The 17,324-nt window shown below is 68.6% G+C and carries 16 protein-coding genes and 7 pseudogenes; 14 read left to right on the forward strand and 9 right to left on the reverse strand.

Annotated elements, in window-relative coordinates; all coding sequences use genetic code 11:
* Window positions 1-644: 644 nt before the first annotated feature.
* Window positions 645-1,346 (reverse strand): HSP18 transcriptional regulator, encoded by a 702-nt coding sequence (locus AB0D18_RS40730; protein ID WP_362430768.1) that lies wholly within the window; start codon window positions 1,344-1,346, stop codon window positions 645-647.
* 129 nt (window positions 1,347-1,475) lie between these two features.
* Here AB0D18_RS40730 and AB0D18_RS40735 point away from each other — a divergent pair, with 129 nt between their 5' ends.
* From AB0D18_RS40735 to AB0D18_RS40760, 6 genes and pseudogenes are all read left to right on the forward strand, one after another.
* Complete coding sequence (locus AB0D18_RS40735; RefSeq protein ID WP_362430769.1) at window positions 1,476-1,910, forward strand: Hsp20/alpha crystallin family protein; 435 nt, start codon at window positions 1,476-1,478, stop codon at window positions 1,908-1,910.
* Between the two features lie 340 nt (window positions 1,911-2,250).
* Window positions 2,251-2,694 (forward strand): DUF2267 domain-containing protein, encoded by a 444-nt coding sequence (locus AB0D18_RS40740; RefSeq protein ID WP_362430770.1) that lies wholly within the window; start codon window positions 2,251-2,253, stop codon window positions 2,692-2,694.
* A gap of 173 nt (window positions 2,695-2,867) precedes the next feature.
* Window positions 2,868-3,142, forward strand: a pseudogene (locus AB0D18_RS40745) (histidine kinase dimerization/phospho-acceptor domain-containing protein); the annotation flags it as partial.
* Window positions 3,143-3,582: 440 nt separating this feature from the next.
* On the forward strand, window positions 3,583-5,223 hold the full coding sequence (locus AB0D18_RS40750; RefSeq protein ID WP_362430771.1) for an FMN-binding glutamate synthase family protein: 1,641 nt from the start codon (window positions 3,583-3,585) through the stop codon (window positions 5,221-5,223).
* Between the two features lie 91 nt (window positions 5,224-5,314).
* Window positions 5,315-7,042 (forward strand): thiamine pyrophosphate-dependent enzyme, encoded by a 1,728-nt coding sequence (locus tag AB0D18_RS40755; protein ID WP_362430772.1) that lies wholly within the window; start codon window positions 5,315-5,317, stop codon window positions 7,040-7,042.
* A gap of 611 nt (window positions 7,043-7,653) precedes the next feature.
* Window positions 7,654-7,734 (forward strand): annotated as a pseudogene (locus AB0D18_RS40760) (IS5/IS1182 family transposase); the annotation flags it as partial.
* Between the two features lie 310 nt (window positions 7,735-8,044).
* Here the strand turns inward: AB0D18_RS40760 and AB0D18_RS40765 are convergent.
* Both AB0D18_RS40765 and AB0D18_RS40770 read right to left on the reverse strand, forming a co-directional pair.
* On the reverse strand, window positions 8,045-8,800 hold the full coding sequence (locus tag AB0D18_RS40765; protein WP_362430773.1) for a GAF domain-containing protein: 756 nt from the start codon (window positions 8,798-8,800) through the stop codon (window positions 8,045-8,047).
* Window positions 8,801-9,550: 750 nt separating this feature from the next.
* A pseudogene (locus AB0D18_RS40770) lies at window positions 9,551-10,565 on the reverse strand (transposase); the annotation flags it as partial.
* Between the two features lie 106 nt (window positions 10,566-10,671).
* Here AB0D18_RS40770 and AB0D18_RS40775 point away from each other — a divergent pair.
* From AB0D18_RS40775 to AB0D18_RS40785, 3 genes are read left to right on the forward strand one after another with little or no spacing between them, the layout of a single operon-like run.
* Window positions 10,672-10,800 carry a hypothetical protein gene (locus tag AB0D18_RS40775; RefSeq protein WP_362430774.1) on the forward strand — a complete coding sequence of 43 codons (129 nt, stop codon included), beginning with the start codon at window positions 10,672-10,674 and terminating at the stop codon, window positions 10,798-10,800.
* A complete protein-coding gene (locus tag AB0D18_RS40780; protein ID WP_362430775.1) occupies window positions 10,742-11,398 on the forward strand; it encodes a hypothetical protein in 657 nt (218 codons plus the stop codon). The genes AB0D18_RS40775 and AB0D18_RS40780 overlap by 59 nt, the downstream gene beginning before the upstream one ends.
* Window positions 11,399-11,447: 49 nt before the next feature.
* A complete protein-coding gene (locus AB0D18_RS40785) occupies window positions 11,448-11,927 on the forward strand; it encodes a hypothetical protein (RefSeq protein ID WP_362430776.1) in 480 nt (159 codons plus the stop codon).
* A 300-nt stretch (window positions 11,928-12,227) separates the two neighbouring features.
* On the opposite strand, the gene AB0D18_RS40790 is transcribed toward AB0D18_RS40785, so the two are convergent.
* Window positions 12,228-12,428: a hypothetical protein gene (locus tag AB0D18_RS40790; RefSeq protein ID WP_362430777.1), complete on the reverse strand. Its 201-nt coding sequence runs from the start codon at window positions 12,426-12,428 to the stop codon at window positions 12,228-12,230.
* A 212-nt stretch (window positions 12,429-12,640) separates the two neighbouring features.
* On the opposite strand from AB0D18_RS40790, the gene AB0D18_RS40795 reads away from it, so the two are divergent.
* Complete coding sequence (locus AB0D18_RS40795) at window positions 12,641-12,991, forward strand: hypothetical protein (protein ID WP_362430778.1); 351 nt, start codon at window positions 12,641-12,643, stop codon at window positions 12,989-12,991.
* Window positions 12,992-13,257: 266 nt separating this feature from the next.
* On the opposite strand, the gene AB0D18_RS40800 is transcribed toward AB0D18_RS40795, so the two are convergent.
* Window positions 13,258-13,509, reverse strand: coding sequence for a hypothetical protein (locus tag AB0D18_RS40800; RefSeq protein ID WP_362430779.1), 252 nt, complete (start codon window positions 13,507-13,509; stop codon window positions 13,258-13,260).
* Window positions 13,510-13,550: 41 nt separating this feature from the next.
* On the opposite strand from AB0D18_RS40800, the pseudogene AB0D18_RS40805 reads away from it, so the two are divergent.
* Together AB0D18_RS40805 and AB0D18_RS40810 are read left to right on the forward strand one after the other, a co-directional pair.
* Window positions 13,551-14,369: pseudogene (locus AB0D18_RS40805) on the forward strand (IS5 family transposase).
* A 179-nt stretch (window positions 14,370-14,548) separates the two neighbouring features.
* A pseudogene (locus AB0D18_RS40810) lies at window positions 14,549-14,650 on the forward strand (IS5/IS1182 family transposase); the annotation flags it as partial.
* An 18-nt stretch (window positions 14,651-14,668) separates the two neighbouring features.
* Here AB0D18_RS40810 and AB0D18_RS40815 read toward each other — a convergent pair.
* Window positions 14,669-15,154: a DUF1877 family protein gene (locus AB0D18_RS40815; protein WP_362430780.1), complete on the reverse strand. Its 486-nt coding sequence runs from the start codon at window positions 15,152-15,154 to the stop codon at window positions 14,669-14,671.
* A 139-nt stretch (window positions 15,155-15,293) separates the two neighbouring features.
* The gene (locus AB0D18_RS40820) at window positions 15,294-15,611 is read right to left on the reverse strand and encodes a hypothetical protein (protein WP_362430781.1); all 318 of its coding nucleotides are present in this window, start codon (window positions 15,609-15,611) and stop codon (window positions 15,294-15,296) included.
* A gap of 150 nt (window positions 15,612-15,761) precedes the next feature.
* Between AB0D18_RS40820 and AB0D18_RS40825 the strand changes: the two are divergent.
* A pseudogene (locus AB0D18_RS40825) lies at window positions 15,762-16,012 on the forward strand (transposase); the annotation flags it as partial.
* A pseudogene (locus tag AB0D18_RS40830) lies at window positions 16,012-16,272 on the forward strand (alpha/beta hydrolase); the annotation flags it as partial. The pseudogenes AB0D18_RS40825 and AB0D18_RS40830, both read left to right, overlap by 1 nt.
* 39 nt (window positions 16,273-16,311) lie before the next feature.
* Here the strand turns inward: AB0D18_RS40830 and AB0D18_RS40835 are convergent.
* Window positions 16,312-16,806 (reverse strand): IS5 family transposase, encoded by a 495-nt coding sequence (locus tag AB0D18_RS40835; RefSeq protein ID WP_362430782.1) that lies wholly within the window; start codon window positions 16,804-16,806, stop codon window positions 16,312-16,314.
* 202 nt (window positions 16,807-17,008) lie between these two features.
* A complete protein-coding gene (locus tag AB0D18_RS40840) occupies window positions 17,009-17,185 on the reverse strand; it encodes a transposase (RefSeq protein WP_362430783.1) in 177 nt (58 codons plus the stop codon).
* Between the last annotated feature and the right edge of the window lie 139 nt (window positions 17,186-17,324).

The raw sequence follows: 17,324 nt of genomic DNA on the forward strand, positions 1-17,324 counted from the left end.
TCCTCCATGCTCACCGGCCGGACGAACACTCCCGGACGACGCCCCACAACCACCTCCAAGATCAGATCCTAGAGACAGCCTGCCCGGAGACCGACAGCCGATCAATTACCCGGTCAACGATCCGAGCCGAGCCACTAGAAGTACTTCCATCCGCCGCAGTTCGAGATATCAGCGCCGTTGTAATCGCATATTCGTGCCTTGGCGACAGCGGACCCGAAATACTCTTCGACGATTGAATGCCCCTGAGTCTTGACCCCGGTGGGGCCCCGTCAGTGGTCCTCAGGTCGAGAGCGGCTCCTACGCTGTCGTATTGAACCAGCGCTTCCGAAACGGACCGTCCCCTGACGGCTGCGAACTCTCCTCGTAGCCCTTGTAAGGGGTGGGCGTCTGATTCGTGGAAGTGGCTCCTGGTGTTGTTCCGGTCCGGGATCTCGGCCTATGAGGACCGCACGTACGAAGGTATCCAGGGGGCCGGCGGCGACGAGGATGAAATGGCAGCCCGCCCGGCTGCCGGTGGAGAAGCCCGAGGACGGCCCCACTCGGCGCAGGCACGTGAAGATGCTGCGCGAGCTCAGGGCGGAGGTCGAGGGCGAGCTGGGCGGCTTCGGCTGGGCTCCACCCCGTCGAGGCTGCCTGATCTGCGGCTACGGGCTAAGGGGGGCGGGGTTTTCGGATGAGGCGTTGCGCTGGTCGTGGGTGTTCCGGCGGAGTTGGTCGGTGTGGCGGGCCAGCTCGTGGAGGCGTTCGGCGAGCTCGGTGTTGTCCGGCCCGAGGTGTGGCTGGGCGGCGGTCAGGGGGCTGACGAGGCGGGCGGCGTCGTCGTGTGCGAGTGCCTGGTTCAGGTCGCCGACGGCATTGCCGGCGCTGTCGGGCAGGTTGGTGAGGGAGGTGACCTGGCCGGCGAGTCGGCGCAGGTGTGCGGCGTTGTCGCGGGCCCAGGCGGTCACGGTGCGGTCGGCTGCGCGGGTGTCGCGGGTGGCCTGGACGCGTTCCTCGCCGGTGCTTCCTGTGGTGCCGGGGCGCAGGCGCAGGTAGCGGCGTTCGGCGGCCTGGCGGCTGGCGACACCGAGGGGCGCGGCGAGGTCGGCCCAGCTCGCGCCGTGCCCACGGGCGGTTTCGATGAGTCCGCTTTCCCAGCCCGCGAGTTGTTCGCGGACTTCGCGCAGCATCAGCAGCGCGGTCAGAGCCGGGTGCGGGCCGTTGCCGCCCGTGGGCGGGGCCAGGGTCGTCGATGTGTGCGCGGCAGGGGAGTGCTGGGCGTGCTGGACAGACCGGTTGATGGCTTCCAGCGCCGCGACGGCGGCGGAGAGGGGAACCGCTGTGGTCGGCTGGGTGGCTTCCTTCATGGGACTCTCCGTCCTTTCGTCATCTTCTCGATGACGCTGTGGTTGTCATCGTTTCGATGACATGTTACAACGGATGCACGTTGAAGCGCATTGGCAGTTTCTGCCTGAATCGACTGGAGGTGTTTCGCGATGTTGATGCGCACTGACCCGTTCCGCGAGATGGACCGGATTGTCCAGCAGCTGTCGGGTGCTACCGGCACGTGGACGAAGCCGTCCGTGATGCCGATGGACGCCTACCGCGAGGGCGACGCCTACGTGATCGCCTTCGACCTTCCCGGCGTGAGCACCGAGGCAATCGACATCGACGTGGAGCGCAACATGCTGACCGTGAAGGCGGAGCGCCGTCCGGTCGCGCAGGCCGAGGCCGTGAAGGTGGAGCTCTCCGAGCGGCCGCTGGGTGTCTTCTCCCGGCAGGTCGTCCTGGCCGACACCCTCGACACCGAGCGCATCCAGGCCGATTACGACGCGGGTGTACTGACCCTGCGCATCCCGATCGCCGAGCGCGCCAAGCCCCGCAAGATCAGCATCAGCGGCCGGACGGGCCCCCAGCAGATCTCCACCTGACCCCGCCCGAACCAGTCGGCGGCGGAGGGCGGCACGACTCGTTCCCTGGTGCACGCCCCGATCCCTGGTGTCCGCCCTCCGTTCCTGGCCTCGGCCGCCGCCAGCCATGTCTTCACCTGCGACGTCAAGCTTTGGCTCCCGCAGCCTTCTGCCGGCCTGGTGCTTACGGGCGTGCATCGGGAGGAACGCGTGCATCGGGAGGAACCGTGCACGCGGGCCCGGCGCGCACGGCCTGGAATTGTTCTCGACCCTCGGATGTGCCCCCCTTTCCCAACCCCCGGCCCACCTGAGCTCCGCCGCACCGATCCCGAACCCTCCGCAGAGAAAGGCAACCGCAGTCATGTACGACCAGCCCCGAGCGCACCTGTCCCAGGTGGCCATGACGTTCGGTCAGATGCTGGAACGTGTGCGCTACGAAGGCGCCTACCCCACTCGCGAACGCGCAGAAGAGGCCGTTCACGAGGTTCTGGCTGCCCTCGGGCGGCAGCTCACCGGTGAGGAACGCGTCGACCTCGCACAGTGTCTGCCGGTCGAAGCCGCTCTCACCCTGACCGCCCAAATCCCCGCCGCCGAACAGCTCACCGGCTGGGGCTTCGTCAAAGACCTGGCCGACCGCACCGGCGCAACCCCGGCCACGGTCCGCTGGGACACCGGCGCCGTCCTCACCGTCGTCGCCCGCCTCACAGGCCCCGGCCTCCTCGCCCGGATCCTGCACCAGCTCCCCGGCGGCTACGCCCTCCTGTTCGGTCAGGCAGAACTGCGTCGCCCCCAGCCCGCCGCCTGAAACAACCCAACCCCGGCTGCCTGGGAGTCCCCGCGCGCTGCGCCGGCCTCCCGGGCCGCCGCGATTCTGGGAGTGGGAGGGCTGGCGGCCCGGCCCGCAGTCCCGTACCTGCGGGGCTGGTTGGGCCGTCCGCCCCGTGTGGAGCTTCACACGGGCGGGTTGCCAAGGCCCACGACGAACTTGCCTCTCTCACCCGCTCCGTCAACACCATGGCCGCGACGCTGGAGAGGGACGACGCCGAACTGCGCCGCATGGAGGCGGGCGCCCGCCGGTTCGCCTCCGACGTCGCCCACGAACTGCGTACCCCCCTGGCCGCAATGGCCGCCTTCACCGAAGCCTTGGACGAGGACGCCGACTCGGGCATCCTGCCCGAGGACACCGCCGACGCCGTACGCCTGATCCGCAGGAGACCCGCACCCTGGCCCGCATGGTCGAGGACCTCATGGACGGAGTCGAGATCGTCGTGGTCGGCGGTCAAGTGCCGCAGCAGCCCGGTCCGTTGCGCTGCGGCCCGCCAGGCAGGGCTGGTCGGCAGGCTCCCGTCGTACCAGGCTGCCTGGTCGGGCTGGGTCACCGTGAAGCGCTCACCGGCGAGCACGGCGTCCCAGCCGGGGCGGGGCGCCGACCATTGGGCGACTTCCGACACGGGTCCTCATCTCCACCAGATCGAACGTTGCCGGTCCCGCGTATCCCGGATACCGGTGAGGACGACTCGTGCGAGTACCTCGTGCAAGGGGAACCGCCTGTATCCCGCACTACGGCCGCCGCCCGCCGCGCCCCCGGCGAGGGGGTGAGATCTCACCCGTGCCGTGGGCCGTACGCCACGCTCAGGAAGGCCGCCACCCGGCAGCGGGCATGAGAACGGCGGTTGCGGTTAACAGATCAGCCATGAAGCGTTTCGGGGCCGTGGGCCTCCTGGTTCTGTGCGCGGTCGCGGGGGTGACGGCGGCGGTCATCCTGTCGCCCTGGTGGTGGACGGCCGCCGCGCCACTGGCTGTCGCCGCGCTCGTGGGGCTCTACGACCTGACGCAGCGACGTCACTCGGTGCTGCGGAACTACCCCGTGCTCGGACACGCGCGCTTCCTGCTCGAGGCGATCCGGCCTGAGCTTCAGCAGTACTTCGTCGAGCGGAGCTTCGACGGCCGCCCCTACGACCGGGACACCCGGAACATCGTTTACGAGCGGGCCAAGGGCGTGGACGCCGAGGAGCCCTTCGGCAGTGAGCGGGACATGTACGGCCACGGCTACGAGTTCCTGGTGCCGTCCATGCACCCGGTCGACGTGCCCAAGAGCCCACCACGGATCCGGGTCGGCGGGCCGGACTGCACGCAGCCCTACGACATGGCGCTCCTGAACGTCTCCGCCATGAGTTTCGGGTCGCTGTCCGCCAACGCCGTCCTCGCGCTCAACACGGGTGCGGCCCGCGGCGGCTTCGCCCACGACACGGGGGAGGGCGGCCTCTCCGAGTACCACCTGGGGCCCGGTGGCGACATCATCTGGGAAATCGGCACTGGCTACTTCGGCTGCCGTACGAAGGACGGCGACTTCGACCCCGAGCAGTTCCGTGAGAAGGCCGCGCACCCCGCGGTGAAGTGTGTTTCCCTCAAGCTGTCCCAAGGGGCCAAGCCTGGCATCGGCGGTGTGCTTCCCGGCGGCAAGGTCAACGCCGAGATCGCCCGGGTCCGTGGCGTCCCGCAGGGACAGACGGTCATCTCGCCGCCCTTCCACCGGGTGTTCTCGACCCCGCGTGAGCTGGTGCGGTTCGTGGCGCGGATGCGCGAGCTCGCGGACGGCAAACCGGTGGGCCTCAAACTCTGCCCCGGTTCGAGAGTGCAGTTTCTCGCCGTCTGCAAGGCGATGCTCGCCGAGAACACCACCCCGGACTTCATCGTCGTGGACGGCGCCGAGGGCGGCACCGGCGCGGCCCCACTGGAGTTCGCCGACCATCTCGGCATGCCCCTGACCGAAGGGCTGATCACCGTGCACAACTCCCTGGTGGGGGCCGGGTTGCGGGACCGGGTCCGGATCGGTGCGAGTGGCAAGGTGGCCACCGGGTCCGACATCGTCAAACGCCTGGCCATGGGCGCCGACTGGACCAACGCGGCCCGCGCCATGATGTTCGCCGTCGGATGCATCCAGGCCCAGCGGTGCCACACCAACCGCTGCCCCACCGGCGTCACCACGCAGGATCCGCGCCGCGCCCGCGCCCTGGTCGTTGCAGACAAGTCGGAACGGGTCCACCGGTTCCAGGAGGCGACCGTCGCCAGCGCGCTGCAGATCATGGCAGCCATGGGCGTCACCGGCCCCGGCGGCCTCAACCCGCACCTGCTGCGCCGGCGCGCCACCGACGCCGACGACTTCCGCTCCTACGCGGAGCTGTACGAGTGGCTGACCCCCGGCCAACTGACCGACGCCCCGCCACCCGGCCGACTGTCCGACGCCCCGCCCCCCGGCCGACTGTCCGACGCCCCGCCCCCCGGCTGGGCGGCGGACTGGAAGGCCGCGGACCCGGACACCTTCACCCCCTGACCGTCCGGGTCCCCGCACGAGCCCCCTACCAGGGCGACAACGCGGGCCCCGTCACTCACGGACCGCCCTCGCACACCGAAAGGAACGCCCCATGACCCGCACTGTCGGCCGCCTCTTCGCGGACACCCTCGAAGAGCTCGGCGTCCAGCACGTCTTCGGCGTCGTCGGCGACGCGCTCAACCCGCTGACCGACGCGATCCGCTCCTCGAAGTCACTCTCCTGGGTGGGCTGCCGGCACGAGGAGGCAGCGGCCTTCGCCGCCGGCGCGCAATCGCAGCTCACCGACACGATCGGCGTGTGCATGGGCACAGTGGGGCCCGGCGCCGTCCACCTCCTCAACGGTCTGTACGACGCGGCCAAGAGCGGCACCCCGGTGCTGGCGGTCGCCGGGCAGGTCCCGCTGTCGGAGGTCGGCACCGACTACTTCCAGGAGGTCGACAACGACCTGCTCTTCAAGGACGTGGCGGTCTTCCGGGCCACCGTCACCTCGCCCGAGCAACTGCCGGGCCTGCTGGAGGTCGCCGTCCGCACCGCGATCGGACGCCGCGGCGTGGCCGTCCTGAGCGTGCCCGGTGACATCGGTGACCAGGAGCTCCCCGCCGACCGGCCCGTTCGTTTGTCTGTGGCACGCTCCGCCAACCGCCCCGACGACCCGGCCCTCGACGAAGCAGCGCAGCTGATCAACGACGGTGGCGATGTCACGCTGCTGGTGGGCCGCGGCGCGCGCGAGTCCCGTGAGGACGTACTGACTCTCGCCGAACGTCTAGGCGCGCCGATGGTCCTCACGCTCAAGGCGAAGGAGGGCTTCGAGGGCGAGAACCCCTACCAGGTCGGTCAGACCGGGCTCATCGGCAACCCGGCCGCCGCCTGGGCGATGGACCACGCGGACACACTGCTGCTGCTCGGGACCGACTTCCCGTACCGCGACTGGTACCCGGAGGGCAAAAAGGTCGTCCAGGTCGACCGGGTGGCCGAGCACATCGGGCGGCGGGTACCGGTGGACGTCGGGCTCGCCGCGGACGTGGGCCCGACCGTGCGGGGGCTGCTGGAGCGCATCGAAGCCCGCAAGGACCACGGACACCTGGAGTCCGCGCGGAAGAAGTTCACACAGTGGCGGGAGGGACAGCGCCGCCTCGGTGAACCGGGGCACGACCACAAACTGCTCGGCCGGGTGCGCTCGGCTCTGGACAACCGTTCCCACCTCGTACGGCCGGAGGCGCTCGCCGCCGCGATCGACAGCGCCGCGGCCGACGACGCCGTGTTCACCTCGGACACCGGTATGGCCACGGTCTGGCTGTCCAGGTTCGTCGAGATGCGGGGCGGGCGCAGGCTGCTCGGCTCGTACAACCTCGGTTCGATGGCCAACGCCATGCCCCAGGCGATCGGCGCGCAGTTGCTGGACAGGGACCGTCAGGTCGTGGCGTTCTGCGGCGACGGCGGTCTGTCGATGCTCCTCGGGGACCTCATGACGATCCGGTCCGAGCGATTGCCGGTCAAGCTCGTCGTCTTCGACAACCAGCGCCTGGGAATGGTGAAGCTGGAACAGGAGCAGGCGGGTCTGCCGGAGTTCGGCACGGTCCTGGACAACCCGGACTTCGCCGCCGTCGCCCAGGCGCTCGGAATCACCGGCATCCGCGTCACGCGGGCCGAGGACCTCGCCGACGGGGTACGACACGCCTTCGAGGAGCCAGGGCCCGTGCTCCTCGACGTGCTCACCAATCCGGACGAGATTGCCGTGCCCGCCAAGCCGACGGTGCAGCAGGGCTGGGGTTTCGCCATCGCCAAGGTACGGGAGAACCTGCGCAGCACCGGCAGCTGAGCACCCGGGAACCGTGGTCGCGCGGCGGCACGGTCAGGCACGGTGGCGTCCGCGAGGGCCAGGGCGCTTCCAGAGGTCGCTGCGGCAGACACACGCCTTGCCGTACTTGGCCGGAGCGCGTGAGCCTGCGGTGCCGCAGAACGCGCCGGGCGTGATGTCGCCGAGACTCGGCGAGACTCGGCAGGCCCGCACGCCGGCATCGCGCGCGTCGTTGCGGACGCCGACGGAGTGGGGCTCGGGGCCCACCCGGCCGACGGCGCGCTGCGCACGCTTGAGCTGATCTCGACCGTGGTCAGCAGCACGGGCGTGCACGTGTGCACCTACCGACCGGCGTGCACGTGTGTACCTACCGACCGGTCGCCGCGAGGGTAGCCCCGCGCCCGGGATGGGGTTCTCACAGTGCGGCAGGGAAGGCACCCGGCCACACTGTGGCCCACCCGAGCGGCCTTGTGGGCATCAACTCTCTTCATCGAAGCGGCCGTGAGACACCGCAGGCCAGGGGAATCGTGGGCGGGCTGTAATCGCCTGCCGGTCGAGCTCGCCACCTGCGTGCCCATGCGACACCGTCACCAAGGACCGCACGTCCAGCTCGCTTTGCGAACATCGACGTGCGCATCGCCCGCAAAGACATCGAGTCCGGCGAACGCCTCGGCCGACGCAGGTGGGTGATCGAGCGCACGATGCCCTGGCTGACCGTCTCGTGAGACACCACACAGTCTGGAGAAGGACGGCCGGGACCGGAAGCACACTACGGGGACGGGGACTGGGTGAAATACCACCCGGCACCACCACACGTTGAAGAGCACCCGCAAGGCTACGCCCCCAGGCACGTGCGGGAGCGACAGGCAGGTAATGCGCCAAGCGGGCGGCCAGCCTGGTGTTGTTCGCCTTGCGCGCGGGTTCCGGGCGCATCCCACGTACGCGAAGAACCTCAGCTCAGTGCGCCGCCCGGCCCCTTCACACCGTCCCTCGACGCGGACCGTCGGGGCGGGCGAAGGAGGACTAGCCGGGGGTGTCGCGTTCTTCTTCAAGGCGTAGCCGCCTGGCGAGGATGTCGTGAGCGACATCGTTGAGGAGTTGTTGGTGTCTGAAGGCGTGGGCGCGCATGCGTGCCAGGGCCTCGGAAACGGTGACGTTGCTGGCTTCGGCGGCGGTGCCTGCCGCCTGGTGCACGACGGGCGGATAGCCCACCGGGCCTGTCGCCGGAGCTGCTTGCTCCCAGCCGATCAGTGCGGGGTGGGAGTCCAGAGTGAGGAGAGCGAGGATCCGGGCGTAGGCCTGGAGCTTGTCTCGATCCGCTGGGCCGAGGGGACCGGGGGTGGTGTGGTAAACGTCCATGGCACCGACCGGGACACCGCCGCCGACCAGCAGCGGCAGGGCCACCACACGACGAATGCCGAGTTCACCGGCCAGCCGCATGAAGACCGGCCACTGTTCAGAAACAGACTGCACGTCTACGTCCACGATCCTGCGCAGCCGGTATGCCTCCGTACACGGGCCTTCCCCCGCCACCAGTTGCGCGTCCTCCAGCCGGTGGCTGCGCTCATCGGCGGCATAGACCACGGTGCGGATCTCACCCGAGGTGATAACGCTGACTCCCAGGCCATCTGCACCCGCAGCTTCCACGCACGCCGTCGCAGCCGACGGCAACGCCACCACGCGGCCGGAAGCACTCGAGACCTCAACAACGCGTTCCCAGGCTGCAATGCTCTGCCGTACATCCATACCCAGTCCCATGCCCTCCTGAAGTACGGTCAAGCCATCGCTCCCTCACTGACCAGTACAAACAAGTATCCTCCACGTCAATCACGCCCGGGAGGCTCCGCACGCCTGCAGGCCCCGGAGGTTCTGGTACGGAGCGGCACGGCGACTCACTGGCCCTCCAGCAAGGCACCGACACCTTGCAAGCACTTCTTTTGGGACAGGGGTGGGGTCCGACCCAGCCGGGCCGGGAGGGGATGGGTGGGGGAGCTCCGCGCAGACGTCTGTGGGTGTCCGCGGCCGTGGCCCCGCAGTGGTGCTCGTGGGAGCGGGGTCCACGATCGGTGTACGGACGCCCGGCAGCACCTCGGCAGCACCCCGGCCGATCCCGCGCCCGCAGCCGACCGCACCGCGGCACAGAACACTCCCGCTCCCTCGCCCGGCCGAGCCGGAGCCCACGCCCAGTGCGAGCACGCCGGACTCGGCGCCCTCGGACACACTCGAGCAGATCGCCGGGGCCGTTCCAGGCGCGGACCAGGCTTCCCTCACCACCTTCGAGTCCCTCGCGGACGGGCAAGGGGGATGGCTGGAGATCGGCACCCGCACTCTCAGCGGCAAGCGCTATACCACCGCCCTGGTCCTCGACGGCCACAATCCCTCCTGCAGCGGGTCCGCGGCATACCACCTCAGCCGCGAATGGAGCACCCTCACCCTGACCGCGGGTGTCAGCGATGAATCGAAGGACAAGGGATCTGGCCTCGGCGTTTGTAGTGGGATCGGAGGGCTCGGGCCTGGCTTCGTCGTCAGCGTCGCCCCTTTTGCGGCCTCACGGGCGCGAAGGGCGGCCAGGTAGGCGAGAGCGGCCGTGGCCAGGGTGGCGTGCCGGTACCAGGCGCGGTAGAGGCGGACATGGTAGTGGTCCAGGCCGCACTCCCTCTTCGCCGCCTGGAACGACTCCTCGATAGCCCACCGCGCGGCGGCCACCTTGACCAGGTCCTTCAGCCGGGTGCCGGCGGGGCCGTAGCAGAGGTAGTGGGCGATCTTGCTCGGGTCGCTGACGGAGCGGCGTGCGAGGACCGGACCCAGTGTCCGAAGCCGTTCTCCCACACGGGCTGGGTCGCTATTTGGGCCCAGGCGTAGATGCGCTCGCCGTGGGAGCCCTGGCCTCCGGAGATGCGCTTCCCGGCCTGCCGCGGAAGTGTCGCGATCAGCTCGTTCATCCGGACCTCGGCCCAGCCCGCGGTGATCACGGTGTCGTTGACCTTGGTGGCGAGCACGTGCGCGATGCGGCGTTCCTCCGGCAGCATCCATTTTGAAGTGCTCGTTCTTCGTCGCGCACGGCACCTCGTCCCCGATGCCGGCGGTTCGGCAGCGTTCCCGGTCATCGGTTCGAGGACATGGGCAGAAAGAGCTCGCAGTCGATACAACGCGCGCCCGTGGAGGAGGCGTAGGCCAAGGACGTGCCGATCTGACAGTTCTCGGTGCGGCCGGCGGTACCGCGGTATCGGCGTTGGACACCGGCCGACCGGGTGCCCTTCTTCAGGAAGCCGGTGTCGTCGCCGATCAGGATCCCGTCCCTGGCGCCGATGGTCTCCACCATGAAATCGCGCACGTCGTCGCGGACCGCGTCCTCATCCCAGTCGGAAAGGTTCAGCAGGCGCTGAACCCCGTCCGGACGGAGCTGCCGGACCTGCCCGGCCAGCGCTCAGCCGTTCTTCCGCTCCAACGGAGCCAGCATCCCGGCCAGGTAGTAGTCCAGCGCCCGATCGTGGGGCTCCGACCTGCCAAAACGATGCGCGATGCGGGCATGGAACCCGGCTATCCCCTCGAACCACGACTCGACCTGGTCAACCGCCAGCTCATCGCACAGATACACCAACGAGCCCCACACCGCGTCCGTCATACAGATGCAGGATTAGGCTGACCGGATGACGGCTGATCGCACAGCAGCCCGGCATCGCCGCATCCTCGCCCTGGCCGGCGCGGCCGGGATCGCCCTTGCCGGGGAGCGCCTGTTCCTCGTCCGGGAGTTCCAGCGGGGCCGCCTCGGGCGGTGAGAGGCTGTCCTACGACCGGGTCGCCTCGACGGCGAAGCAGCTGACGGGTACGTCGGCCTGCCCGTTCGGCCTCGACCCGGCGGCGGCGCTGAAGGCGGCCGGTGCCGAACGGGCCGTCACCCCGGCGGCGTCCGGCGGCGACCCCGCGGCTCAAGGGTCCGTCGCCCCGGGCCGCCCGGCCCAGGCCTGGCCCAGCGGGCTGCCCACACCGTCCGGTCGCCCCTCCGCCCCCGCCGTCCCGCCGAACGCATCCGTTGTCTGCAACTTCACGGCTTCGGGAGCCCCGATGGAGATCGACCTCGTGGCCGTGTCCGAGGGCGAGGTTGCGGTGAACCTGGCGCTGCCGCAGATCGCCACCCTCGGCAATCTCCGCGCCGACGAGGTGATGGCGTTCTCCAAGGACGAGCCCGGGATCGGCCAGACCAGGGTCACCCCGGGCCGAGGCACGGCCGCCGTTGCACGGGTGGCGGTAGCGGGCAAGGGCGATTTGGTGCTCGTGGTCTCCCAGGGATCGACCGTCACCAAGGCGGATCCGGCCCTGGCCGGCGAGTCGCTCAGGAAGATCGCCGAGGCACTCGCGGCCCAGCTGCGGCCGTAGGCGGCGCCGGCGACCCGCCGCGCACTCGCCGCCTGACCGGAGCGAGCCGGTGCGCTCAGTACGCACCACACTGCTGCTCAACGCCGCATACTCAGCCGCCACCGGCAAGGACCGCACGACCGAACTGGCCCTGCTCGACGAAGCCGAGAACCATGCCGGACATCCGAGCGAAGTGCCGGGGCTGTTCACCGTGGAAGCCACCCAAGCCCGGGTCGACGTCTACCGCATCAGCGCCCTCAACGCCCTCGGCACACCGTGCGAGGGCGTGAAAATCGCGGCCGGGCTGAACATCGACCACATGCCCACCCCGGAGCGCAGGGCACGGGCCTGGACGGACACCGCCTGTATGTGGCACGTCCTGGGCGACGGACCGCAGACCTTCGCAGCTCTGCGACGAGTGGAGCAGGAAGCACCCCAGGAAGTGCGACGCCCCGCACTGCGGACGCTTACATCCGACCTGCTGTACGGGCCCGCACGGGTGCAGGGACTGCGGGAGTTCGCCGTCCGCACCGGGGCACTGGCCGCCTGAGCAGCCGAGAACGTCGACCAACGGCTGCTGGCGGCTCGACGGTCGTCCCCCTCCACCGCTGCGCTTCGCCGGCTCATCAGGGGTGTTGCGGCACGTGACGGACACCTGCGCGAGGGCGCTCGCCTCGGCCGCGTCGACGCTCAGCTGCCAGCGCATCTTGACCGCCGCCCAATTCGCCAAGTGCGCGCACTGCACGGCCTCAAAGGGCGGCATCGTCGGGTCCCGAGGCACCCGGGTGGTCACGGGCTGGGGCACAGGAACGCACCCCGCCCGTCCACGGCGTACCCGTACGTTGCCGGTTCAGTTCTCGGGAGGGATCCGGCCGTGGAGCTGCTGGGCGAACCAGCGGGCTTCCTCGGCGAGTTCGTCGTCCTCGCCCGCAACGAGCTGGAGCAAGCGCAGGAGGTCTTGAGCCTCGGTGAGGCTGAACAGAGGGAGCCGGGGACCGGACTCCTGGGCAGGGGCGCCGGGCGCCGGGAGCGAGGTCTCAGGGAGCGTCACGCCCCGTCCAACGCGCGCCGCCCACACAGGGATACGCCCTCCTCGCCCGAATGCACCCTTGTGGCCCTGGACGAAACGATTCACCGCAACCACCCCGGGAAACCAAGAAGCCGGAACCCGGCTACGTTTCTTCACTCCCTCAGCGGATGCCCGGCGCCCGACGGCAGCATGAATTTCAACGACGCTGATCAGCCGTGATGACGCTGCACGGCATGAACCTGAGCATCACCGAGCAGACCCTGCTGCACGCCGTTGGACAGTCCCCCGGCCCGGTAGCCATGTTCTCCCTCTTTCCGGGCCTCAGCTCTGCGCCCCCGCCGCAATCCGACTCGCCGGAGAACGACCCGGTGCGTGTCCGCTGGCACGAAGAACGATTCGGGTTGTTCGAAGCGTCGGTGACGTTGTGGCAGAAGGGGTTGGTGGCGGTGGCCCACCCGGCCAACGGCGAACCCCGACCTCGTAGAAGCCTCAGCCCGGGGCCACGCCGCTCTCGCCTGACGCTGCGGGTGCAGCTTCGCTTTTGCGCCCGTTACAGCCGGGCCGGACGTCCGCCTCCGCGGTGACCGCTTCCTGCGCCGCTCGGGACGCCGCAAGCCGTGCTGTTCCGCCCGTAGTGCGGGAGGCGGCCCGTACTCGTACCTGCCCGGACTGCGGCGCCGCACCAGGCGAGAAGTGCACCCCCGACCGGGCGGGCCGCTCGCAGTTCCACTCCAGCCGGCTGGACGCAGCACGCCGGTCGCTGGAGCCACTGGAGCGGGACGGGGGCAGTGCGGGACCGGGGACTTACTGATCGTTTCAGAATGAGAGCTGAGGAGGTCGTCAGGCGGCGTCAGTCTTCAAGCCGGTTCAGGATCTGGGTGAACTCACCGTTGTCGATCAGGTCCGCGAGTACCTTGACCGTGTTGCTGATGCTGGCATCGCGGACGATGAGACCGTCCGAGCACCAGGAGTAGCGCCCGCCGAGAGCTTCGCCGCTCGTCGCCCACCGCTCCATCAGCGTCCGAACGCGGCCAACAGTGCAGATGGTTGCGCTCCAGCGGGACCCGCCCCGCAGCTGTACTTCGACGTCGATGGTATTCACAGCGTCCACTTCAAACGCGTTGTTCTGGCACGCTGCCAGGCGTGAACAGTGATTTTGTGCCTGACGATCTGTGGACGCGAATGGCTCCCCTGCTTTCGCTCTGTCCAGAGCGGAGACACCGGTACACGGGACGGCGCCGGATTCCAGACCGCGTTGCGCTGGCGGGCATCCTCTATGTGCTGCGTACTGGAGTGGCCTGGCGTGATGTGCCACGTCAGGTGGTGGGTTGCTCTGGGGTGACCGCTTGGCGCCATCTGCGGGGCTGGACTCAAGCGGGCGTGTGGCCCCAACTTCACGCCGCGTTGCTTGCTGAGCTCCGGGCCGCCGGCCTGCTGGAGATGACGACTGTGCCGTCGACGGCTTGCACGTCCGCGCGCTCAAAGGGGGCTTCATACCGGGCCATCGCCCGTAGGTCGGGGCCGTCCCGGCAGCAAGCATCACCTGATCGTCGACCAGCGTGGCACTCCGCTCGTGGTGTCGCTGACCGGCGGGAACCGACACGATGTCGCCCAGCTGATCCCCCTTCTTGATGCCATTCCCCGCATCCGCATCCGCATCCGCATCCGACGCGGGCGTCCCCGTCACCAGCCCAAGCGTCCGTTCGCCGACCGCGGCTAGGACTTCGACAAGTACCGACGGCTCCTCCGCAGCCGAGGGATCACCCCGAAGATTGCCCGCCGAGGCACCCCACACGGCTCTGGCTGGGCAAGACACGATGGGTGGTAGAGCGGAGTTTCGCCTGGCTCCAGCAGTTCAAACGCCTACGCACCCGCTACGAGATACGCGCCGACCTCCACCGGGGCCTCCTCGAACTTGCCTGCAGCTTCATCTGCTTGAGGCGACTGCGCACCGCGTTCTGAAACGATCAGTCAGCCCCGCAAGTCCTGTCGGCGGCCGTACTCAACGGCCTGACGAACGCTCATTCAAGGCTCCTGAGCTGCGACTTTGCATGAATGCGCAGAAGGCGGGCGCGCCGAAGATCTGCTGGCTGTGGGGCAGGGCGCGTGCTGCTGCGGCCTGGCAGGCGGTGGTCGGCATCAACCGTCTCAAGAGGAACCGCGCTGTCGCCACGCGGTATGACAAGCTCGCGGTCCGCTACGAGGCGACTGTGCTGGTTGCAGCCATCAACGAATGGCTATGACCGGCACGTGATCACGCGTCAAGCCCACACCGCTTTGACCACGGCGTGGCCTGCCGAAGCCGCCTGCCCGTAGAACTCCCGCAGGCCCCGTTGATGTTCGAGGTGCTCGTGCCTGGTCCAGCCGAGGGCAGTGAACCTGGCAGCGACAACGTTCCACAGATCGTCGAAAGAGACATTCAAAAGGAAACGCGCGGCCTGTGACACTCCAGACGGCTCTAGAAGCATCAGCGGAGGATTGGAGGGGTCCGCATCAGTGCTGTGGGGCACGGGGCGGCCGCCGTAGATCGGCAGTGTCCAAGGCTCGTCGGCGTCTGCGCAGAGGGCATCGGCCGCGGCATAGAGGTCGTTGACAGCGTCCCAGCTCTTGTTGATCGAGTAGGCAATGCCTGCTGCGTACTCAGCTTCGTCGTTTTCCCAAGCCTCAGACATGAACGCAGCGAGCCAGGTGTGGTCGTCCCGAATCTCGGACTCCGCCACGGCACGAAAGTGCAGGTAGATGCTCACGACGATAAATCCCTCAGCTCGACGACCCACCCGTCGGGTCGAACGGCCAGAATCTACTTGAGGGCGCTGACAGCCATGTGTCATCAAGATCGACTCGCGCCATCTGGCAGGACTTTCGGTACTCGGCCCAGCTTGATCTTTAACCTGTTGGAGGTCCCGCGTCCCAGCGGAAACAGGCACGGTTCTGGTCGATGTGGAGGAGGAAATCGGCCACAGGACCTGTCGGCGACACCAGGGTCAGGGCACCTTCGATGAGATCGTATGCGTCGTCGAAACGCTCGAACTCGTCAGCCTCGAGAATGGCGTTGAGCTCGTCGAACCAGGGCCTGAACTCGCTGAAGGCAGGCTCGGGGGAAAAGCGTCCACGCTGCCACGGCATGCCTGCCTCATCGACGGTGATCGTGCCGAGGAGAGTGTCGCCGTTCAGGAGTTGCCACTCGCTGTCTGGGCCAGTCATCCTGCCCTCCCTCGATCATTGTTCTTGGAGTCCGAACGGTCCGTCGTACTTGATCACCCGGATTGGTAACTACGGTACGTGGAGGCGGCCTTCGGCTGAGCATGTGATCCGACCAAGGAACACACAACGCTCAGCGCGAAGGCCGTGGGGGTGAGTCTGTCGCATCATGCTGTCCGGCAGGATCCGATCGCGAGGTTGTCATTCTTCGTTGTCATTCTTCCGGTGTGAGTTCTACTCCTATCTGACCCGGCGTGCGGGTGGGTTGTTCGAACTCGCGGATGCGGTGTTGTGCGCGGATGGGCCCGGTACAGTCGCTGGTCGGCGGACATCGACGTGGGCACGGCGGGCGCTACGACTCCCTGACCGCGGGCCGGTTCGACGTCGCCCGGTTGCGACGGGCCGGATCGCACGGATCGTGGGCGGCTCAACGCCGTATCCGGGCGCCACACTGACCGAACCCGCCGCGCTGGAAGGGCCGCTCGGCGATTTCCCGGCGACGTGCATCAAGTGCACGCTCGGTGACCCCGAGCCGAGCGACGACGTGGCCAAGCTGCTGACCAGCGAGCATTGGCAGCTGATCGAGATGGACACGGGCCACTGGCCGATGCTCTCTCAGCCACGCGAGCTGGCACAGATCCTCCTCGACATCGCGGGGAAGTGACCGCCGTTTCTTGCTGGCGTGCATCACGTGCGCTGGTCACTACCACTCGTTGATGACTGCGACGAGGACGGTCGCCTCATAGCGGACCGCGAGTTTGTCGTACCGCGTGGCCACAGCCCGGTGCCTCTTGAGGCGGTTGATGCCGCACTCAACTGCATGCCGCGCCTTGTAGTCTTCCGCGTCGAACTTCGGCGGACGGCCGCCGCGAGAGCCGAGCTTCTTCCGGTTGCCCGCCTGGTCGGTCTTGTCCGGGATGGTGCAGCGGATCCCGCGTCTGCGCAGGTAGGACCTGTTCTTGCGGGAGGCGTACGCCTTGTCGCCCGCACGCGGTCGGGACGGGTGTGGGGCCTGCCTGATCCGAGACGCGGAACCCGGGCTCTCTCCAACGGGCTCGAACTGCGGCGAGTCCCCACGCTGCCCGGCCGTGACCACGATCGACATGAGCTTCTGGCCCTGGTCGACGGCCAGATGCAGCTTGGTGGTGAACCCGCCGCGCGAGCGTCCCAGCCCGTGGTCTCCGGGTTCGGTGACCACACACACCACCTGGCGGTTCCTTCTGAGCGTCACTCTGCTTCCGAGCACCAGCCGCGTGCTGATGAGCGCGGCAGACCGTGGAGCCGACGCTCAGGTCCCACGCGATCGCACCCTTTGCGTCGGCCAACGACTGGAACCGGGTGAGGACTCGGTGCCAGGTCCCGTTCCGCTGCCAGCGCCGGAACAGGTCGTAGACCCGGCCTCACGGCCCGTACTCCACGGGCAAGTCCCGCCACGGAACACCGGTCCGGGCCCGGAACCGTATGCCGTCGATCAATTGCCGCCGAGGCCAGACGGGTGGTCGCCCCGCCTTCGCGTCCTTCGGCAACAACGGCTCCCACACCACCCACTGCTCGTCTGTGAGATCTCCCCGCCCCATGAACCGAGATCATTCATCGCTCAGGATTCACTTTCGATAATGGCCTAGGGCGTTTCTGACGGCTCTTGGTGAGCTGGGTGGATCTTTCGGTCGGGTGGGAAGTGGCTTCGTATGGTGCGACGACATGAACTCACCGACG

Origin of the sequence: Streptomyces sp. NPDC048442, from assembly GCF_040651475.1 — a bacterium.
Taxonomy (GTDB): domain Bacteria; phylum Actinomycetota; class Actinomycetes; order Streptomycetales; family Streptomycetaceae; genus Streptomyces.